Annotated in this window: 16 protein-coding genes and 1 tRNA gene; 12 read left to right on the forward strand and 5 right to left on the reverse strand. The window is 59.3% G+C overall.

What is annotated here, in order from left to right:
• Positions 1-32: 32 nt before the first annotated feature.
• Together LPB73_RS00970 and LPB73_RS00975 are read left to right on the forward strand one after the other, a co-directional pair.
• Positions 33-698: a response regulator transcription factor gene (locus tag LPB73_RS00970; protein ID WP_089266246.1), complete on the forward strand. Its 666-nt coding sequence runs from the start codon at positions 33-35 to the stop codon at positions 696-698.
• Positions 695-2,029: an ATP-binding protein gene (locus tag LPB73_RS00975; protein WP_231079253.1), complete on the forward strand. Its 1,335-nt coding sequence runs from the start codon at positions 695-697 to the stop codon at positions 2,027-2,029. Before LPB73_RS00970 ends, LPB73_RS00975 begins: the two co-directional genes overlap by 4 nt.
• Before the next feature lie 5 nt (positions 2,030-2,034).
• Here the strand turns inward: LPB73_RS00975 and LPB73_RS00980 are convergent, their stop codons facing one another.
• On the reverse strand, positions 2,035-2,742 hold the full coding sequence (locus tag LPB73_RS00980; protein WP_231079254.1) for a Crp/Fnr family transcriptional regulator: 708 nt from the start codon (positions 2,740-2,742) through the stop codon (positions 2,035-2,037).
• A 153-nt stretch (positions 2,743-2,895) separates the two neighbouring features.
• Here LPB73_RS00980 and LPB73_RS00985 point away from each other — a divergent pair, with 153 nt between their 5' ends.
• Positions 2,896-3,339 carry a pseudoazurin gene (locus LPB73_RS00985; protein ID WP_231079255.1) on the forward strand — a complete coding sequence of 148 codons (444 nt, stop codon included), beginning with the start codon at positions 2,896-2,898 and terminating at the stop codon, positions 3,337-3,339.
• Between the two features lie 24 nt (positions 3,340-3,363).
• Complete coding sequence (locus LPB73_RS00990; RefSeq protein ID WP_231079258.1) at positions 3,364-4,572, forward strand: NnrS family protein; 1,209 nt, start codon at positions 3,364-3,366, stop codon at positions 4,570-4,572.
• A 15-nt stretch (positions 4,573-4,587) separates the two neighbouring features.
• On the opposite strand, the gene LPB73_RS00995 is transcribed toward LPB73_RS00990, so the two are convergent.
• The gene (locus LPB73_RS00995; RefSeq protein ID WP_231079260.1) at positions 4,588-7,848 is read right to left on the reverse strand and encodes a PAS domain-containing protein; all 3,261 of its coding nucleotides are present in this window, start codon (positions 7,846-7,848) and stop codon (positions 4,588-4,590) included.
• 366 nt (positions 7,849-8,214) lie between these two features.
• On the opposite strand from LPB73_RS00995, the gene LPB73_RS01000 reads away from it, so the two are divergent.
• From LPB73_RS01000 to LPB73_RS01015, 4 genes are all read left to right on the forward strand, one after another.
• The gene (locus tag LPB73_RS01000; RefSeq protein WP_115033036.1) at positions 8,215-8,586 is read left to right on the forward strand and encodes a phasin; all 372 of its coding nucleotides are present in this window, start codon (positions 8,215-8,217) and stop codon (positions 8,584-8,586) included.
• Between the two features lie 268 nt (positions 8,587-8,854).
• Positions 8,855-9,289 carry a phasin gene (locus LPB73_RS01005; RefSeq protein ID WP_068728746.1) on the forward strand — a complete coding sequence of 145 codons (435 nt, stop codon included), beginning with the start codon at positions 8,855-8,857 and terminating at the stop codon, positions 9,287-9,289.
• Positions 9,290-9,440: 151 nt separating this feature from the next.
• Positions 9,441-9,517, forward strand: a tRNA-His gene (locus LPB73_RS01010).
• 95 nt (positions 9,518-9,612) lie between these two features.
• Positions 9,613-11,232: a tyrosine-type recombinase/integrase gene (locus LPB73_RS01015; protein WP_231079261.1), complete on the forward strand. Its 1,620-nt coding sequence runs from the start codon at positions 9,613-9,615 to the stop codon at positions 11,230-11,232.
• 472 nt (positions 11,233-11,704) lie between these two features.
• On the opposite strand, the gene LPB73_RS01020 is transcribed toward LPB73_RS01015, so the two are convergent.
• Both LPB73_RS01020 and LPB73_RS01025 read right to left on the reverse strand, forming a co-directional pair.
• Positions 11,705-13,687 carry a hypothetical protein gene (locus LPB73_RS01020; protein ID WP_231079263.1) on the reverse strand — a complete coding sequence of 661 codons (1,983 nt, stop codon included), beginning with the start codon at positions 13,685-13,687 and terminating at the stop codon, positions 11,705-11,707.
• Between the two features lie 1,006 nt (positions 13,688-14,693).
• Complete coding sequence (locus LPB73_RS01025) at positions 14,694-15,329, reverse strand: hypothetical protein (RefSeq protein ID WP_231079264.1); 636 nt, start codon at positions 15,327-15,329, stop codon at positions 14,694-14,696.
• A gap of 190 nt (positions 15,330-15,519) precedes the next feature.
• Between LPB73_RS01025 and LPB73_RS29215 the strand changes: the two genes are divergently transcribed.
• On the forward strand, positions 15,520-16,104 hold the full coding sequence (locus LPB73_RS29215) for a transposase (protein ID WP_414716841.1): 585 nt from the start codon (positions 15,520-15,522) through the stop codon (positions 16,102-16,104).
• 315 nt (positions 16,105-16,419) lie between these two features.
• On the opposite strand, the gene LPB73_RS01030 is transcribed toward LPB73_RS29215, so the two are convergent.
• On the reverse strand, positions 16,420-17,148 hold the full coding sequence (locus LPB73_RS01030) for a recombinase family protein (protein WP_231079266.1): 729 nt from the start codon (positions 17,146-17,148) through the stop codon (positions 16,420-16,422).
• Positions 17,149-17,326: 178 nt separating this feature from the next.
• On the opposite strand from LPB73_RS01030, the gene LPB73_RS01035 reads away from it, so the two are divergent.
• Genes LPB73_RS01035 through LPB73_RS01045 form a run of 3 tightly spaced genes read left to right on the forward strand, consistent with a single transcriptional unit; the run spans position 17,327 to position 19,420 of the window.
• Positions 17,327-18,697 carry a hypothetical protein gene (locus tag LPB73_RS01035; protein ID WP_231079268.1) on the forward strand — a complete coding sequence of 457 codons (1,371 nt, stop codon included), beginning with the start codon at positions 17,327-17,329 and terminating at the stop codon, positions 18,695-18,697.
• On the forward strand, positions 18,694-19,068 hold the full coding sequence (locus tag LPB73_RS01040; protein ID WP_231079270.1) for a hypothetical protein: 375 nt from the start codon (positions 18,694-18,696) through the stop codon (positions 19,066-19,068). Before LPB73_RS01035 ends, LPB73_RS01040 begins: the two co-directional genes overlap by 4 nt.
• Position 19,069: 1 nt before the next feature.
• Positions 19,070-19,420 (forward strand): hypothetical protein, encoded by a 351-nt coding sequence (locus LPB73_RS01045; RefSeq protein ID WP_231079272.1) that lies wholly within the window; start codon positions 19,070-19,072, stop codon positions 19,418-19,420.
• Positions 19,421-19,591: the final 171 nt, after the last annotated feature.

Raw genomic sequence — 19,591 nt, forward strand, 5'->3', positions numbered from 1 at the left:
TTCCGAATGTCCCGCAGGCACGAGATTGAATGATGCGCGTTCTACTGATCGAAGACGATGCCATGTTCGGCAAGGCGCTGGTGCGCGGCCTGAGCGAGAATGGCATGAGCGTCGACTGGGCGCGCAATGGCCGCGATGGCTTCGCCGCGATGGACCGGTCGGAATATGCGGTCGCACTGATCGATATCGGTCTTCCCAAGATGTCCGGTCTGGACGTGCTCAAGGCGAAAAGGAAAGCCGGCATGACCACGCCGGCCCTTATCATCACCGCGCGGGATGGCGTGTCAGACATGGTGGCGGGTCTCGATCTCGGCGCAGACGATTACATCGTCAAGCCGTTTGAACTGCCGGTCCTGCTCGCGCGAATCCGCGCAGTCACGCGCCGCGCCAATGGTCGCGTGGTGTCGCTCATGACGTCTGCGGAGATCACGCTGGATCCATCGACGCAGGTGGCAACGTTCCGCGATATCAAGCATCTGCTGTCGGTGCGCGAATTTGCGGTACTGCAGGCCTTGATGGAGCGGCCCGGGCAGATTCTGTCGCGTAGCCAGATCGAGAGCCGGATCTACGGCTGGGGCGAGGAAGTGCAGAGCAACGCGGTCGATGTGCTGATTCACGGGCTGCGCAAGAAATTTGACAAGGACATTGTCCGCAATGTCCGCGGTGCGGGCTGGATGGTCACCAAGGAGGGCGCATGACGTCGTTGCGAAAGACCGTGATGACTTACGTCACGGGGCTGCTCATCTTCGTCGGTGTCGCTGCGGCCATCACGTCCTATTATTTCGTCAAATACGAGGTGAACAGCTTTCAGGACAACGCTCTTCACGAGGTTGCGCTTACGGCGGGCATGGTGTTCCGGCATGATATCGAGCCGCGGATCGATGCCGAGCTGGAAGACCAGCTGGTGATCCAGATCTGGGATCAGTCGAAACAGCCCGTTCACCGTTCAGGCCCTTCAGTCGATATCCCGTTTCAGTCGGAACTCGGCTATGCCGACGTGACCGCGGGCGGAGAGCGCTGGCGCGTGTTCAGGTCGCGCGACGCGACGCATGCCATCCAGGTCGCGCAGCGCTGGAGCGCGCGCGAGGAAGTGGCCGCCTATGCGGCCGCGGGCGCTGCGGTGCCGCTAATCGCCGCCATTCCGATCGCATGGTTGATGATCTGGTGGGCGGTCAAGCGCGTGTTGTCTGGCCTTGGGACGCTATCGGCGGATATCGGGCAGCGCAGTGCCGATGCGAAGGATGCACTTAGCCTGAAAGGTGTGCCGGTTGAAGTCGCTCCGCTTGTGACAGCCATGAATTCCCTGATCGAGCGACATCAGACCGCGCTGGAGACCCAGCGTCGCTTCGTGTCTGACGCGGCACATGAATTGCGGACTCCGCTCGCGGCGCTTCAGATCCAGATCGATAATCTGCGGGCTCGGGAGCTCAACGGGCCTGAGCGTGAAATCGCGCAGGATCTGCTCGACGGGATTCGAAGGGCCTCCTATTCGGTCAACCAGTTGATGACCATGGTTCGCGCCGATGCCGGCATCGAAAGCGAAGCCGAAGTCGTCGATGCGGAGGCCTTCGTGCGGCTGGTGGTGTCCGGTTTCGTGTCCATCGCCGAGGCCAAGGGCGTCTCACTCGCGATTCTACCGGGGACGCGTGATGAATTGAATGTTCGTGCCGCCGATCTCCGGCTGATTGTCTCGAACCTGCTCGACAATGCGGTGCGCTACACGCGCGCCGGCGGCGCGGTCAGCATCAAGGCTGAGCGCCGAGGCACGGATTTCGTCATCGAGGTGATCGACAGCGGATGTGGAATACCGGAATCCGCCGTGCCGTATCTCTACGACCGCTTCTTCCGTGCGGCGCCGATGGATATCGACGGCACGGGGCTCGGATTGGCGATTGCCCGGACGGCGGCGGATCGTAACGGCTTTAGCCTCGATATCGCAAACCGCGACGATGCTCAGGGCGTCAGGGCTGCCGTCTCGATCCCACTCGGTGACGTGTCGAACGAAGTCAGGCAGTTCGAAGCTGCGTAATTACGCTACGCGTCATCACCTGGGAAAGCGTCGGCAAGCGCACGCAATGTCTCGGGTTCGCGCAGCACGATGCGCTGCCGGCTGCTTTCGATCAGCCCGCGCTGTTCCCATGTACTGAGCGTGCGGCTCACTGTGAAGACCGTGGCGCCGGTCATCTCAGCGATATCCTGACGGCTCAACTGGAAATCGATCTCGATGCCTTGTGCTGTCTTGCGGCCTGATTGGTTCACCAGTCGCAGCAAGGCGTGGGCGACGCGCTGCTCGACCTGCTGGGTCGACATTTCGACCACGCGCGTATGAGCCTCCTGCAACCGGCTACCGACGGTCTTGAGCGTATTGGCGGTGAGGGCGGGATAGTCGGCAACCAGCCGCGTCCAGATCGTGGCAGGCCACACCAGAACCACGCTGTCATCCACCGCCGTTGCGGTTGCCGGATAGGTTGCGAGCCCCATCGCCTGACCGATCCCAAAGATCTCGCCGGTCGCGACATAGCGCACGATCACCTGTTCGCCGGCGGGCGTCATCTTGGTCGCGCGGATATGGCCATGGAGCAGCAGATAAAACGAGTGGACGTCCTCGCCCTGCTCGAAAATCACCTTGTTCTTCGGGACGCGGATCGAATGCGCCTCGCGCAGGATCGCCTCGCAGGCTGCGGTGTCGAGACTCTCGAACAGCGGCAGATGCGCGACCATGGAGCTGTCGACCGCCGACATGCGTTCTCCGTCAAATTCCCGTTCCGGCCACTTCTAGACCGTGATTGCGGGCGTCGATCAAGCGGAAGTTTGCGCTGGCGCAATGTCGGGGCCGGGCGGCAGGCCTAATTTGGCGCATCCGGCTGAAATGACCGGAGTTTACGGAGAAATACGATGCGCAAGGCTCTTATGCTTGCAACCGCCGCCGTCCTTTTCGCTCTGACAGGCGCCGCTGGCGCTGCGGAGGTCGAGGTCAAAATGCTCAACAAGGGCGCTGACGGGGCCGCAATGGTGTTCGAGCCCGCATTGGTCAATGTGCAGCCCGGCGATAGCGTGAAATTCGTGTCGACCGACAAGGCGCACAGCGTTGAATCGGTCAAAGGCATGCTGCCCGCCGATGCGACGCCCTTCGTTGGCAAGATGAGCCAGGACCTCGTGGTGACCTTCGACAAGCCCGGCGTCTACGGCGTGAAATGCGCGCCGCATTACGGCATGGGCATGGTGGGACTGGTGGTGGTCGGTACGCCAACCAACGCGGCCGAAGCCAAGGCGGTGACCCATCCCGGCAAGGCCAAGACAGCGTTCGCGGCGCTGTTCGAGAAAGTCGCTGCGAAGTAACACGCCCCAAACGGGAGAGTAACGATGACGCTTCTTCGTGTTCGCTCCATCGCCGATTGGCCGTTGCTCTCGGCCGGCTTCCGCCCCTTTTTCCTGCTCGGTGCGTGTTATGCCGGCTTGGGAATTCTGGTCTGGATGCCGGCCTTCCATGGCCGGCTGGCTCTGGCCACCGGTTTTGCGCCGCGCGATTGGCACATTCACGAGATGCTGTTCGGCTTCATGTCGGCCGTGGTCACCGGCTTTCTGTTCACGGCCATTCCGAACTGGACCGGCCGGTTGCCGATCCGGGGCTTGCCATTGCTCGGGCTGGTCGTCCTCTGGATCGCTGGGCGCGCTTGCATGACATTTTCGGCCTATACGGGCTGGCTCGTGGCGATGCTGGTCGATGTGAGTTTCCTGACGCTGGTCGCTGCCGCTGCAACCCGCGAGATCGCCGCGGGGCACAACTGGCGCAATCTGCCAGTGGTCGGCATCGTCGCCTTCCTGCTGCTCGGTAACATCGCCTTTCATGTTGAAGCTCATCTTGCTGGCGTCGCAGACGTCAGCATCCGGATCGGCGTCGCGGTCGTGGTGTTGCTGATCTCGCTGATCGGCGGGCGGATCATTCCGAGCTTCACCCGCAACTGGCTGGTGCGCGAGAATCCCGGTCGGCTTCCAGTGCCGTTCGCGCGTTTCGATATGGTTGTCATTGCCGTCAGCGCCGCTGCGCTGGTGCTGTGGATCGCGCAGCCCTTTGCCGAACTAACGGGAGTGGCTCTCGCTCTGGTCGGCTTGCTGCACATCATGCGTCTCGCGCGCTGGGCCGGCAATCGGACTTGGCGCGAGGGCCTGCTGCTGATCCTGCATATTGGTTACGCTTTCGTGCCGCTGGGTTTCCTGCTGAATGCCGCAGCGGCAGCAGGATGGGTCGCGCCCAGCGCCGGCCTGCATGCATGGATGGCAGGTGCGGCGGGCGTGATGACGCTGGCTGTCATGAGCCGGGCAACACTCGGTCATACCGGCCAGGCACTGCATGCCTCACGCACGACGCTGATGATCTATGCTGCCGTCATCGTGGCGGCACTGGCGCGGATCGGCGCCGTGATCGCGCCGGCTTACAGTCCGCCGCTGCTCCATGTTGCAGCATTGACGTGGGTCGCGGCCTTTATCGGCTTCGCCGTCTCATTCGGTCCGCTGCTGATCGGCTATCGCAAGCCACGCCGTTCCGACGCGGCGATGGCGCTCAGTCACTAAATCGGTGAAGGCCGCTCAGGCCTTCATCGCCGCATTCGAGAATGCCACCTCGATCAGCGTGCCCGAGCTCGGCGCGGTCTTGATCTGGAAGCGCGCGTTGTTGGCTTCGACGAGGGCTTTGGTCAGCGACAGGCTGACACCCGAACTCTCCGAAGAATCCGCCGGCGTCGAACTCCGGAACGGCTCCATCGCGGCGGCGAGTTCGTTGTCGTTGAGGCCGTGACCGGTGTCGCGGACGCGCAGTACGATCTCACCGAAGTCCGACAATGCGGTGGAGACGATCACCTGACCGCCGGCATTGGCGAGATGGATCGAGTTGCCGATCAGATTCAGCGTGATCTGCCGCAGCGCGCGGGCGTCGGCAACGACGGTCGGCAGCAGATGCGCCAGCGAAGTACGGATGATGATGCGGCCGCGATTGGCCTGCGGCTGCATCACCGCGACGCATTGCTCCACCATCTCGTTGAGGTTCTGCGTGGTGAAAGCGAGGTCAATCTTGCCGGTCTCGATGCGTGACAGATCGAGCAGATCGTTGACGATCGCGATGACCCGTTCACCCGAGGCGCGAATGTCTTTCATGTATTCGACATAGCGCTCGTTGCCGAGTGGGCCGAAGCGCTGGTCGACCATTACTTCCGCGAAGCCGATGATGGCATTCAGCGGTGTACGGACCTCGTGGCTGATCCGCGCCAGCACATCCGCCTTGGCCGTTGCCGCACGATCGGCCTGGCGGCGCGCATTCAGCAGTTCGGTTTCGGTCTTCTTCGTCTGCGTCAGGTCGCGGAACACGGCAAAGAAGTTCGGTCCATCCGTGCGCGTGCGGCCGATGGTCATCGACAGCGACACGAGGCCGCCGGCGCGCACCTGGCCCAGGGCCTCACGGCCATGATCCATCAGGCTGGCCACGCCGGAGTCCTTGACGCTTGCGAGATAGTCCTGCACCACGCGGCGGCTTTCTGCTGCGAAGAGGTCGGTCAGATTCCGCTGCGTCAGTAATTCGCCGCTATAGCCGAACAGCGCCTCGGCGCTGCGGTTGCAGGAATTGATGTTGCCTTCGGCATCGAACATGATGACGCCTTCGGCCGTGGTATCGAGGATCGTGGCCAGATCTTCGGCATCGATATGGCCGGCGGGCAAGGGCGCGTCCGCAACGGGCGCAGCGATCGTAACAGGGGCGGCGACAGGCTCTGCCTTGGGCGGAGAGAAAATCAGCGCATGCGCCGGTTCGTTGTCCCATGAAATCGTGTACAGGCGCGCTTCGGCGGGCACTGTGTTGCCGGACTGGTCACCGTCCGAAATCGTGACGGCGGTGCCGTCATCCGAGGTGCTGGCCGCAGAAGAGACATCAGCTCCGACATAGAGCGCATCGAGGCCACCCGCTTCTTCCAGTGCGTTCAGGCTTGGATAGTTCATCCGGGCGAGGAAGGCGGGATTCGCGAACAGCAGGCGATCGAGGCGATAGATCAGGACGCCGACCGGCATCAGGTCGAGCAGCACCTTGTCGCGCGTCATCTCGCCGCGTGGTGCAGCCGGTGGCGTTGTCAGCCAGGCAGCCTGTGACGCCGCTTCAGTTGGCTGAGACAAGGTCTGGGTAGCCGTCGGTGCATCGTCCGTCTCGCTGTCCGCTTCGGGTGTGTTCGTGCTCGTGATCAGTCCCGTTTCCGACTCAAGCCGCGCCGACAATTGCCGCGCAAGCTCGTTGAAGGCGCTGTTCTCGACAGGCGTCAGTGCCGGCGATCTGGGATCGCCTGGTCGAAATGGCACGACGTTCTCGGGTGGTTGCACGGTGCTGTCCGGTGTGGTTGGCGGTGGTGTCTGTTCTGGTATCGGGTTGGTGGTGAGGGCAATCGGTTCATCGAGACTGTCGCCGACAGGGCCGGCCTGCGCGACGTCGGCGGATAATGGTCGGGGCGGTGGATCGCCGATGTGATCATGTCGACGTTGCTCGGCGAGCCGCGTCATTCCATCAAGGTCACGGCAAACGCCGAAACCGCGATAGCCGGTGAAATTGCGCTCGCGATCGAACAGCGGCAGGCCAGAGAGTTCGACAGGCAGGCGGCCACCGCCATCCACCGGCCAGAGCAGCGTGATGCCACTCCATGTCTGCTGCGTGGCCATCGCCTTGACGACGTGGCTGTCGGGATCGAGGTTGAATTCGGCTGTGAGATCGTTCCACTTGTGGCCAAAGCTTGCCGCTGTGCGCGGGCCGATCAGGTGGATGAACTCGTCGGAGTTCACTGTGAAACGCTTCTCCGCATCGATCTGCCATACGAAACGGAGCGGCGTCGTGCGCGGCTCGATCTCTGGCAGCGCAACGGACGCAGGTTGGTCGGCAACGGCTTCGACGGCGGGCGACTGCGCATCAGTCTCAGTCGGTGCGTCGGCATGTGCGATGGTTTCGGCGATCACCTCTTCGAGATGTACGTCGCGATCGATCTCGGTTTTTTCCGGCTCGATCGGAGCGTCTATGTCGATGGCGTTTTCGCTCGGGTCTTTTGCCCCGGGGGCTTGGTCGAATTCGACGAAGAGGTCGCTCGGCTCTGCAAGGGCGCTCTGTGGTTCAACGCTGGCTTCCGGCTCTGCCGGAGCCTCGAGTTCTTCTTCGCTCGGTGCCGGATGCACAGCGCCCGGCGCGATCAGCGCCACCAGTCCGACATCGGCGCCGCTGCCCACGCGCTGCAGTACCATGCGGCCAAAGCCGATAGGTGTTTCGATGCGGCCGTCCTTCAGCGCGCCGTCGCGCGCATGATCGAGGCCGGCATCGGAGAGATTGCGAAAACCAAGCAGCGCCCGAGCCATTTCGTTGGCGCCGACGAACAGGCCGTCGCGTGCAAAGGCGGCGATCGGGTTGTCGATTCCCTCGACGAGATTTTGCAGACGTTCGACCAGCGGCATGCCGCGGCCACCGAGCGGCTCCGCTGCGACAACGAGAATGCCGCTGCCGCCATCGGGAAATTCAAGCTGCGAGCAGGCGCAGGTCATCAGGCTGCCCAGCGCCGCGCCGAAGCCGCGCAGGCGCTCCAGCCGCATTGCGCCACTGGCCGGCAACCGGGAGCCGAGCTGGGCTATCTGGCGGCGATGGGTATCGGCGGGTCCGAAAGTCCTGGCAAACAGGTCCGCTGCGTTACGGGCGCCGAACAGTCGCGCGCCGACCGGATTGGCCCACAGCACACGGGTGCCGTCGCGCGACCACAGCCAGACCGGCTGGTTGCTGGTGGCGTGTACGGCCAGCCGTGCATCGCCAACGCCCCGCAACTGAAAATCCGCATTGTTCATCGGCACTTCATGACTGACTCGTTGGGCGCCCGTCCGGTATCCGCGTCACAGATTGCGGGCCAAACGATGACATCCTTAATAATTCGTTAGTATCGCCCGCGCGGGCGCGCAGGTCCACGTCCCCGGCCCATTCCAGCAGGCCAAAGCAGCAATAACGTTAATCCGCTCCGAGGGTTCGGCATTCTGCCGAACGGAGGGGCTGGGCCATGCGTTGGCAGTTGCAAAACAAAAACAAAGGTCCACGATGGGATCGGACGAGGACGGGACGCCGCGTCACATCGGCGATGCCAAGCTCGGCTAGATTGCAGTGGGCGACACGGGAGACGGGGCCGTGGATGGCTTCGTCAATGCAAAATGGAGCGGGACATGACCGACCAATTCGAAATTCCGAAGGAAATGCGCGCAATGGCCGAAGCCAGCTTCGACCAGGCCAAGCAGGCATTCGAGAAGTTTCTGGCCAGCGCCCAGAGCACGGCGTCGTCGATCGAAAACCGAGGTGAGACCGTGCGTGCCGGCGCCAAGGATGTCAGCACCAAGGCCATCGCCTATGCCGAGAAGAACGTCGCCGCGTCGCTGGATTATGCCCAGCAGTTGCTGCACGCCAAGGATCTCGGCGACGTCATGCGGCTCCACAGCGAATACGTGCAGTCGCAGATGAAGTCGCTGGCAGAGCAGGCCAGCGAAATGGGCCAGATCATGAGCCGCGCTGCCATGGACGCCGCCAAGCCCAAGAGCTGACCGACCCCTGCGCTCTCCGTTCCGCAATCAATGGTTGATATTGAGCGAGTTCCATGACGTGGGCGCGCATTCGATCCGGGTCTCATGCGATTCTGCGGTGCAATATTCTGTTGCGCCGCACAATTCCGACATGATATTGCGGTAACCACAATGACGCATCGCTGATGGCGATGCCGCTCTGTTTCCCGCCAGCTGATGAAAGGCACCGGTGCCTTTCGCAGCCTCCACGGGTTTATTGATTTCACCCCCACCACGAAGGATGCACGCTATGGCCGAATCGACCGATCCGTTCTCATCTTCCGTTATCCCGTTCCAGGTGCCGGAGCAGGTCCGCGCGTTCGCCGAAAAGGGCGTCTCGCAGGCGCGCGAGGGTTATGCCAAGTTCAAGGACGCTGCCGAGACCCATAACAGCACGGTTGAAGCCGTGTTCGGCACGGCCACCAAGGGCGCTGCCGAATATTCGGCCAAGCTGCTCGACATTGCCAAGACCAACACCAATGCGGGCTTCGACTTCGCTCAGTCGCTGATCGGCGTGAAGTCGCCTTCGCAGGCGATGGAGCTGTGGACCGCTTTTGCGCGCAGCCAGGTTGAAACCTTCACCGGTCAGACCAAACAGCTGGCCGAACTCGGCCAGAAGATCGCCACCGAGACCGCCGAACCGATCAAGACCGGCGCTTCGAAGCTGTTCCAGCCGGCCGCCTGAGCCGATCGCACCGCCAAATAATCGAAAGCCCGGGCCGCAAGCCCGGGCTTTTGTTTGCGCCAAAAATCATCATCGCGGCCTTGCCAAAGTGAGGCGTTGCACCTAGTTTCCCGCCTGTTCGGGACCCCCTGATTTTGGGGCCGGTCAGGATGCAGTTGTAGCTCAGTTGGTTAGAGCGCCTGTTTGTGGAGCAGGAGGTCGGTGGTTCGAGACCACCCAACTGTACCACACCCGAAAATTCCCCTGTGGTTACAGTATCGTGTTGATAGACTTGGCTTATTTGTTCGCTCAAAATACAAAGAGCGTAACAAATGGCGTTGAGAATGGCTGGCCTTAGCCTCACGAAGAGTGGCGAGTATATCGCTCGCAAGGGCATTCCTGCGGACGTCAGAGAAACCTACGCACGTCTCTATGGTGTGCGATGGGAGGCAATACTCCGGCTTCCTGCGGGCACGCCAAAGTCCGCTGCCAAGGCACGGCACGGCGAGTGGCTGGCCGAGATAGAGACCCGGATATCCGCGATACGAGCCGCCGCGAAGGGCGAGGGGCAACCGCTAACGAGAATGAACGCGTTCGCCTTGGCGGGCCGTTGGTACATGTGGTTCGTGGGTAAGCACGTGGGCGACCCGGGAACGCCGAAGCAGTGGCGTGAGATGAGTGACTATCTGGCCTACGAAGTGCTCCTGCCCGAGGCCCCAGAAAGCTACCACGAGGCCCCCAAAGCTGATCCGAATTGGGAATGGGCAAAAGAGCCCGAGGTGCGGCAGGCCGTACGTCCGCGAATTGCCGAGCTTGCTCGCGTGGCGTCCTTTTTGGCTGACCAAGGTCTCGCGTTAAATGCTGATGCGTATGCGCTCTTCGTGGATGCCGTGAGTGATAATTTGCAACCGGCAATCCATCTACTGGAGCGCCGCGCTGCAGGCGACTACAGCCCCGATGATATCCCTGAGACTTTCCCGGCCTTCACTACGGATCGTGTGACAGCAGCGGACGGTTTCGATTGCTGGCAGCTTTTTGAGGAGTACGTGAAAGCGGTCAAACCGGCAGATGGGACAGTGAGCCGCTGGCGTGCCGTTTTCCTCAACATGAAAGCTCAATTCACCGACAGAGCGGCCGCGTCAATTTCGGAGGCGGAGGCTCGGACTTGGATCAAAGGGCTCGTTACGCCTGACCGTGCCCCGACGACAGTCCGCGAAGTCTGGCTTGCGGCTTCGCGAAGCGTGTTCGGTTGGGCTCTCAATCACAAGCACGTCCATCATAACCCGTTCACCGGCATTAAAGTGGACGTGCCTAAGCGGTCACGTAGCCGCGAGACCAAAGCGTTCGAGCCGAGTGAGGTTCGGCTAATTTTGCAGGCGACGATAAGCGAGAAGGACATGAGTTCTGCCACGGCCCGCGTCAGACGTTGGGTGCCATGGTTGTGTGCGTATTCTGGTGCGAGAGCGGGTGAGATAACCCAACTGCGGGGCAAGGATGTCGCGCGGCATGAAAGCGGCTTCTACTCTATGAAGCTCACGCCTGATGCGGGGACGGTCAAGACGCGTCAAACTCGCACGGTCCCGATACACGAGCACATCGTGGCTCAGGGCTTCATCAAGATGGTCAATGAGTTGGGCGATGGGCCGCTGTTCTACAATCCCGACACATCGAAGCAACGAAAGCATAATGACCTTCTCAAGCCCTCCCGTAGCCGAGCGGCCACCGCAAGGGCGCACCTGAGTACATGGGTACGTGAACTCGGTGTTGCAGACCCAGAGGTCAGCCCAACGCACGGCTGGCGGCATTCCTTCAAGGCGATAGCCGAGCGCGCTGGCATCTCCGAAAAGGTCCATGATGCCATCACAGGACATGCGCCCGCCTCGGAGGGACGCAAGTATGGTACGCCGACGCTAGAGGACATGGCGGCGGCCCTAAAGAAATTTCCTCGGTACAAGGTCAGTTGAGGGGAAGCTCACCTACGTAAGCGTTGCGTGCGTAAGTTGTCTGGGAAGAGTTCACCCAAAGGGGGCCGCCACGTGTCCACCGCTGGGGAGTAAAGGCGTCCACGGGGCACCATCACGCTTTAACCATCGGCAAGTGGCAGGGCCACGCCGGAACGACACAAAGGCATCATAGACAATGATCGTCCGTATCTTGGCTTCAATCCTTTACGCAGTTGAGTTGTGCGCTTGGGCAATGATCAAAGCAGGTGAGCGGGCAGTGTTTGCTCCCACCGACAGAGTGGCGGGCTTCTGGGAAGGCGTTCGCCGTACCGGAGAGACCTTGGAGGCCATCGTGGACCGCTTGGCGGCCGAGTGCGGTATCGACCTGAGTGCACGAATGTTCGAGCGCGCTTAGTCGCCGTAGCCTAACGACAGAAAAAATAAGGCCGCACCAGAGGAGCCCTAATGGATACCCTTGGTGCGGCCTATGTGGTTATGCTGCTTTCAACAGGAAGCTTTTCGATCCTCGCCCGACGCCCGGAATGTAGCTCACGCCCAAATCTCTGAGCGCTTGCGTTGTCGGGTGTTCACCGTTGTTCAACGTCTCTCGCAACTTCTTGACGCTGTTGAGCTGCAGGTCGTGCTGAACGGCGGAGAGGGATACCGAGCCCGCGTTGAGTTTTGCCATATAAGCAATCAGCCGGGCGTGAGAACTGCCGCCACGCGGCTTCTTTTCTTTGGCGTGGTCGAGAGCGAAGTCCCAAGGCCTCACGTCGATGCCCGGCATGTCCGCCTTGATGTCATCGAGGACGGCGTCGCCCATGGCATCCTTAGGCAGCACGATGAAAATATCTGCTGGAGGGCAATGACCTTCAGCATCGACAACACGACGGCAGCAAATGCGGTTGATGGCCTGAATGACCGACACCGACATCTGGCGCTGCTCCATCTCCTTTCGCACATTCTTGAACTGCTTCCACTCCGGCGACTGCAGCCACTTGTCGTCCTGAGCACCCTGTAGGGCACAGAACATGTTCGTGGACCACGTCTGCGGAAGGTAGGGTAACCCGAGGATCACCGCTGTATCACAATCCTGCCACGTGTTGCGGCCATCTACGGCGTTCCAGTGCCCGACTGAACACTCCTTGAAGTTCAGTTTCTCCACCCAGCTTTTCGCGTTGTTGGGCTTCTTCGTGATGACGTCTTCAACATCCTTGTGGACGCACATGAACACCGAGCGGTCTGGCCCTATGGCTTCTTCGAGACCCTTCTTGATGCGTGGCATCCGTTCTCCGATGCGTTCAGCCATGGTATTCTTTCCAAGCCCGCTGCCCCGAGCGACGTGAAGCCTGACGCTGCTGTAGTCACGGGCATGGGCCGGAACCACAGGACGCTCATGCTTTTCTTCGAAAAGGTCCCAGAGAAAATTCGCCCGAGCTGTCGCATCGAGCACCACAGGTCCCGGCGCGTTCAAAGGTACGGCGAGAGCTGCCGAATTGATTGAGTGCCACTTCCCTGACTTGGCGTAGTAGGCGAATTGCTCAAGGCACGACTGAACCGCCGTGATGGTCTCTGCAACACGCTCCGCCAACCTGATACGATCCTTGGTATTACTGCGGGCGTACACGATCCGATCATAAGGTAGCGCGCTCATGGCAGAGAGGAGCGGTGCGAAGTCTGGAGCGCCCGGGGCGCGCTCGTCTCCCCATATCATCGACATGGCGCAATCCAGCTCATCAGGATCGATGTAGGCCTGAAGTACTCGATGCACCTGCTCCAGAAGCGCCACTTGCTTCGGCAACGCTGATCGCACCTCGGGTGGGATCTGACTGATAACAAAAGCCAGGTTCTCGATGGTTGCGCTGCTCTCGTCCACCACATTAGCGAGAGCTTCGTCGATGATAGTGAGGAGCCGTTGACCGCCTCGCCAAGACATCAAGTGATCCCAAGACTTCCAATCGAGGCTCTTGGTGTCCCTCTTAACGTTGATGAACGCGGTGTGAGTGATAATCACGACATCGCTATCATGGAGTTGTTGCGGGGTGGCATAGCTGCCTGAATGATGCACAACGGCGACGGCACGGCTCGCTATGGTGTTGATGGTGTTCCGAATGTTGTCGGCATCTTCTTTCAACCGCGTAACGATGAGCATCCCCACGGGGCTCAATGCACCCTCAGTCTCTCGATTGAACTCCGCTTGCATGGCAGCGTACACGCAGGTCCCTTGGGTCTTGCCTGTACCAGTCGGCGGTTGCAGGATGCGCCATGGTGATTGAACGCCAGTCGCAGCTTCGACCGTGGCAATCTGGAAGTTCTCTCCCATGATGCGCCAGAGGGTGACCAAGGCCGACGATGAGTGCTGACCAAGACCTTCAGGACAGGGCAGGGTCCAGTGCCGGTGCATTCGCTGAGAAAACTCATGAGGGCACACGAGGGCGAGTGTGTGTTGCTCTCGGAGAGCTATGGTATCGTTCATTAAATGTAGTGTTCCTAGTAGGGACACGACAAGCCGATAGGTGTTCCTGAGAACACCAGCGATGGGCTTGTGAGGGAGGTTGGGAAATGATGGTTGGTCGACACCGACCAGCCGGAAAGGAGCCCCTAAGGCCTCTAAGGGAGGTGCAGGGGTTAAGGGGTATGTTGGGAGATAATCACCCCCTCAAACCTCTAAAGAAGATCATCATTAGAGGTCTCAGGGGGACCTTTGGTACACAGAGGCGTGTAGAAGTCTATGACCATAGTGGGAGACGCACTAAAGCGAGCCTTAGGCAGACTTGTGGGCTCCTAGGGACCGCAAGCGAGCCTCAGGAGGCGAGTTCAGAGATAAGCCGCCACCACACCACCCTAAGACTACCTGAGCCCCTTCTCGGGCGTGTTCAGAGAGTTGGTGTTGTTGGTGTGCACTCGGGCCGAACGTCAAGAGAGCAATAAGTGGCAGAGCGGGTGGGACCAATGGGGCCGAGGTGTTCAATGGAGCTACTGCACGGGCCCAAACGTCAGACTTGGCTTTCAGGTATCCTCCGGTAGGTCAGTTAGGTCGAGCCGTCGGCCTCTCACTATCTCACCCAGCATTCGAGCAACGATAACTCCTCGGTCGGTGAGGACCACCCGATATTGCCTACGGTCGTCGTGGGCTCGTTGAACGGTCGTAAGGAGGCCCATGTTGGGTCCTCTTGGTCGGGTGGCCGTTCCAAAGTCCCTTAGGTGTTTCGAGATTGTTGTGGACCCGACACCGCACAGGGTAGCCAGTGTTGAAACAGTAAACTCCTCCTGCGACATCGCTACGTAAACAAAGGTCGTTGCCTGTGACGTGGTCATGCGGGGGTGCATCGAGAGCAGCGCTTTGATGGTCAGCCGAAAGCGAGCAAGGCTGTCCTTTGTCTCCTTAGTGAGCGTTTGTACGGACATGCGACCTCCTGCGTGTTGTGGGAGGCCGTGAGTTAGCACGAGGATCCCTTGGCGAGCCGATGCGTTGTCAAGTGTCAGCTAACTTCAACAGCATTCTCTTTGGCCTCGGGCTTGCTGAACCCAAGCAGTCCTTGGAATTGCAAGGTGTTCTCAAGCGAATGGTAGCGATTGCGTAGTCGAAAGAGACGCTTCCAATGGGCCTTCGGTATCGGCGGGTATTCCGTGGGCCACGGCTCTTCTCGGAAGCTGGCCTCACGATTGATCCAGAGGCGTGCCATCACTTCGATTTCGGCTTTCAGTTCAGCCGTGTGCTTCGGGTTAGCAGGATCGTCCCACTCGTATTCCTTCTGAGCGGGCCTATCGAAGGGCGGCATTGTGAACCCGGGTGCCCTTAGGTCCTTCAGGGTCTCCACGGCGTACGGATGGTCTGCACCTTTCTCTATTGCGTACTGATAGGACGCCGCTGTTGGATAGGTCTTAGCGGGTGCGAGGAAAACCTGCCGAGCGAACTCAGCGAGTTCTTGAGGTGACCACCCGGCCTTGATGAAGCCGCCAAGGGCCTCGCGTTGCTTGATGGTGCGAAGATAGGAGCGGACCTGCTTGAAGTCCGGGGCCTGCAACGGCCCTGTGTGTGATGATGATGGTTCGTTCACGTGTGTTGTTGGAGTGGTGGAAAAAAGGGAGCCCGAGGAGCAGCTTGTTTTGGCCATCGGGGGCCTGCGTGTCTCCTCGGGGGAGGGAGGGAGCAAAAGCTCAGCCTTTTCCTCTATAAGCGGGTAGGACAAACATCTAAGGTTCTGATTTGTCGAAAGAAAATCTTCGAAGTGCGTGTTCTTGTGTGTAGCTAACAAAACAGTGTAGATTGGCTTGCTTGCATCATTGCCGCGCCACGAAGTCCCTATGCTTTCTCCATTTGAAGACGACACCGCAGCCCGCCAGCTCTTAGAGCGGCTCAGGTGGACCGAAGGCCCCGCGTGTCCGCACTGCGCGGCCAGAGAACCGGATGTCTTTGAAATTGGAGGAGAGAAGCATAGCCACCGGGATGGGCTCTACCAGTGCAGGCGGTGTCGCAAGGCTTTCAGCGCGACAGTGGGCACCTCCTTTGAGCGGCTCAGGATCCCTTTGAGTACGTGGATTAGCGCAGCTCGTGTCTTCAGTTACGAGCCGCCCAAACACGTGCCCGGTTACAGGGAGATCAAGCCGTCGCTTTTAGCTATCCGAGATGAACTCGGGGTGTCCTACAGGACGGTGCTACGAATGCGGGATGTCATCGCGCACGCCGCCCATAAGTATCGCGGGTACAAATATGTATTCGCTGCATGGCCCCGAAGTCTGATGCACCACAAAAGGGAAAAGCCGGAGCAGACGATAAAAGACACAGGTGTGCTCGCGAGCATGCTCCCGGCGGGCAAGTACACGGTGGGGGAAATAAAGCGCACCGAGCGGCTACTGCGGCTACTGCTTGCGGCCCCGAAACCACGTTAGACGTAAATGCTCGCACGTCTCTGCATTAAAAGGTCTGTGTCTCGCGTGACACTGCAGCCGTAAGTCAGGCGGCGGCGCACTCTTAAACCCGAACTGTTTGAAGTCGGGTAAGCCGGGTCGAGCAATTCAGGGTCCGGTGGCAAGAAAGGACCCATCGTTTGAAAAATCCCGAGGTGGACGTAGGGCGCTCGCAAGGATGAGGCTACCCACCGAACAATGCGAGCCCGACCAGAGCCGCGCCCAGAACTGCAGCGGTGCCCGTTAGCTCAAACGAGACTGCGAACACCACTAGTGCGCTGAGGAGTGCTGCGAGGGTCACCGGCGTTCTCCATGTGTCGAACTGCTGGCAGTACGTTGCAACGGCCGTCCGAGCATGAGCTTAATGGCTGTTGGAGCGTAGGGCGTTCCTGCCTTCGTTGTGTGGCCTGCTGCAGCAAGCGCCGCAGAAATCTCTCTCAGGGACCTCTTGCCACCCTTCGGCTTCGCCCGTGCCAGACTACGTGCAAGCTCTACGGTTTCAGGCCGCTCCTCGTTGATGGATTTCCGCCCCTCAACCTTGACGCCAGTGCGCCGCTTGCGATCCCGTGCCCCCTTGAGCTTCGCCACAAGCATGGCCTTCTCGAACTCCGAGATTGCGCCCAGCACTTGCCTGATGAGCCGGGCAGTAGGCGTGTCATCCAGGAACGACGTGGGACTGTCTGCGGCGATCAAGTCGATCCCGCGTGACTTGAGCATTGCGAACCCAACCTCCTGAACCATAAGGTCTCGCGCGAACCGACTGGCTGTCTCGACAATGATCGTTTTGGTGCCGTTGGCTTCAAGCGCCTCCAGCATCTCTCCAAAGCCCGGACGCGTGTCGATAGGGTCGGAACCCTTCACCGCTTCGTCGTGATAGGTGCCGACCAACTCGATGCCGCTTCGCCTCGCGAACCCTTCGATGGCAAGGAGCTGCCTGCGGCCGCTGTCCTTGTCTTCCCCTATGTTCGCCGCTGAGGAAGTCCTCAAATACGAGAATGCCTTAATAGATTTCGTTGATTTTACCATGGCTTGCACCGCACGTCCGTATCGTATTCCTGAGAATTAGATACGGATCGGCACGCAGATGCAAGTTACATTTCGCTACTTCCCCGACTGTCTTCCTACATGCACAGGGTGAATTGGTGGGGATTGAGTACACCAATAGTTGCGTAGAAGGAGGCGTTCACGCTAACCCGATCTGAAGATGGCCCTTGTACGCCCACGTCTCACCGAATTTCATGGCATCGACGTTGCTCAAGCCAACGTGGACTTCGCCATTCCATTCCTTGAAGAAGACCTTCCCCTCTACGTTGACCCGTTTCTGCTTTGGAAGTCACCGTCGCTGCAGGATCAATCACTGCACGGGGCAATGGTCGCGGCGTTCAACCGACTTGGAATGCTCTCGCGAGGAGGTCAGGCCGACTTAGCGGTGCAGATTATCCAGCAAATGTCTGAGTGCGAAGAGGTCGGATTAGGTGGCGCCGCAACGAAAAAAGGGAAAAGGATTGGTTTAGTTGTCGCGCAACAAATACTAAGCCTTTTCGAAGGCGTCCCTATGTACGCTGCCGGCTTCACCCACTTCGAAGAAATTCAGTTGTTCGTGGATGGTATCTCGAAGGATAGAGTGAGCGACATTGCGTGCAATTTGCTCAAGTCGTTCTTGATAGACTACACAATCGAGCAATGCGAAAGGCTGAGGATACCGCGTTCGAGGACAAGACTAGCCAATGTCTACGATCATCAGTCGCACAGGTTGATGCCCATCGATGATATCGAGCTTCCGATTTCTCCGACTGACGGCTCTCCAATTTTGCTAGTGCCGAAGCGGTGGCTGCGACATTCGCCTTGGATCGGTTTTGACGACTATTTCAAGAATTACATTCCAAAGGACGATCAGCACAACAAGGTCGTCTGGGATCGCGTCAGCTTACTAAATTTCAATCGCCACAACTATGGTGTTGTCCAGCAGTACATCGCATTCAAAGAGCGAGCTGCCGCTGATTGCGCAACCGATCCCCTTTTCTCGCAAATCCCACTGATCTCCGCGAAGCGGAAATTGGCAGCGATACAGAAACTTCCCAGTGGAAAAGACCAAAACGCGGATCGCAAGTACGAAGACCTAGTGGTCGAGCTTCTCGCCAACATGTTTTATCCGCAACTCGACTATGCGGATGACCAGGTCCGTACAGACAGTGGTGCGCAAATTAGAGACTTGATCTTTTATATGAACCGCGAGGCAGATTTTTTGAGCGACGTATTCGCTGATTACGGCACGCGGCAGCTTGTATGTGAAATAAAAAATGTACGACAGATCGAGCGAGAGCACATCAATCAGCTCAATCGCTACCTATCGGATGAGTTTGGTCGCTTTGGTGTGTTGGTGACCCGCAATCCGCTGCCCAAAGCGATGCGCAGGAATACCGTTGACCTGTGGTCAGGACAGCGCCGCTGCATCATCCCAATCACTGATGAAGACTTGTCCGTGATGGTAGATCTTTTCGAGGATAAGCGACGACCTCCTCTCGATGTGCTGAAGAGAAGCTATTTAACTTTTAAAAGGGAATGCCCGTCATGACTGCTGATGAGGTGGAAAAGTTTCGAAAGATGGCTGCTCAGCTTGATGCTCTCCATCAAGAAGCAACGGCTGCATCTAAGAAGCTGCCGGATAAACCCGTGAGCAAGTTCAAGGTGGAGCTTGCCAACTCCGTGCTCGAGACGGCCAAACAGGTACTCGGCACGTCGGCGCCCACGTTGAGTTTCGAAAGGTTTGATGTCGACGACCTTCCTACAAATAGTGACCTCAGCTTCGTCGTTACTCAATTTGTCGAGTGCGCGGAGAAAGTTAAAGCGCAGAATATCAAGCGCCTCCATAACGGCGTTTGGTACTGGATAGTTTCGGGCGCTTTTTCTGAGATTGCTGCCGTGGCGCCGAAGGGAGTGCGTTGAGTTGGCACGTGCATCCGACCAGTCAAAGACGACCGAGCATAAGGTTGCCGAATACACCACGCTCAGCCCGCTTCTTCAGGCCATGTGCAAGGAGTTTCAGGAGCTGTCCCGAAAGAAGCCCGATGGTCAGGTCGGGCCAACGAAAGTCAAGATGGTGAACAGGCTTCTCAAAGCCATTCATCAGATACTGGAAGGAGAGCCTAGCCGAAGCTATCTCGATGACCTCAATGAAGACGACCTACCACAAAACAGCGATGTTGTGCTCATTCTCAGCCAGACCGAGGCCGCTATGGATGCTTTCCGAACGAGATACTATCGGTTGAATGGCGCCAGATACGATTGGACGATTTAGGCACAAGGCCCACAAAGCGGCGGCGACCATGAGTAGTGCGGCAGCTGGCCTTTCCAGCCGGCCTATAGATGGCTCTGCGCTGAACTCCGAACCTCGTAAGCACGCGGTACGAATGGTGCGAGTGCCATCCTGAGCCGTAAAGCCGAAATTGTTAGGCATCGCTGGGTGCCT

Origin of the sequence: Tardiphaga sp. 37S4, assembly GCF_021044645.1 — a bacterium.
Taxonomy (GTDB): Bacteria; Pseudomonadota; Alphaproteobacteria; order Rhizobiales; family Xanthobacteraceae; genus Tardiphaga; species Tardiphaga robiniae.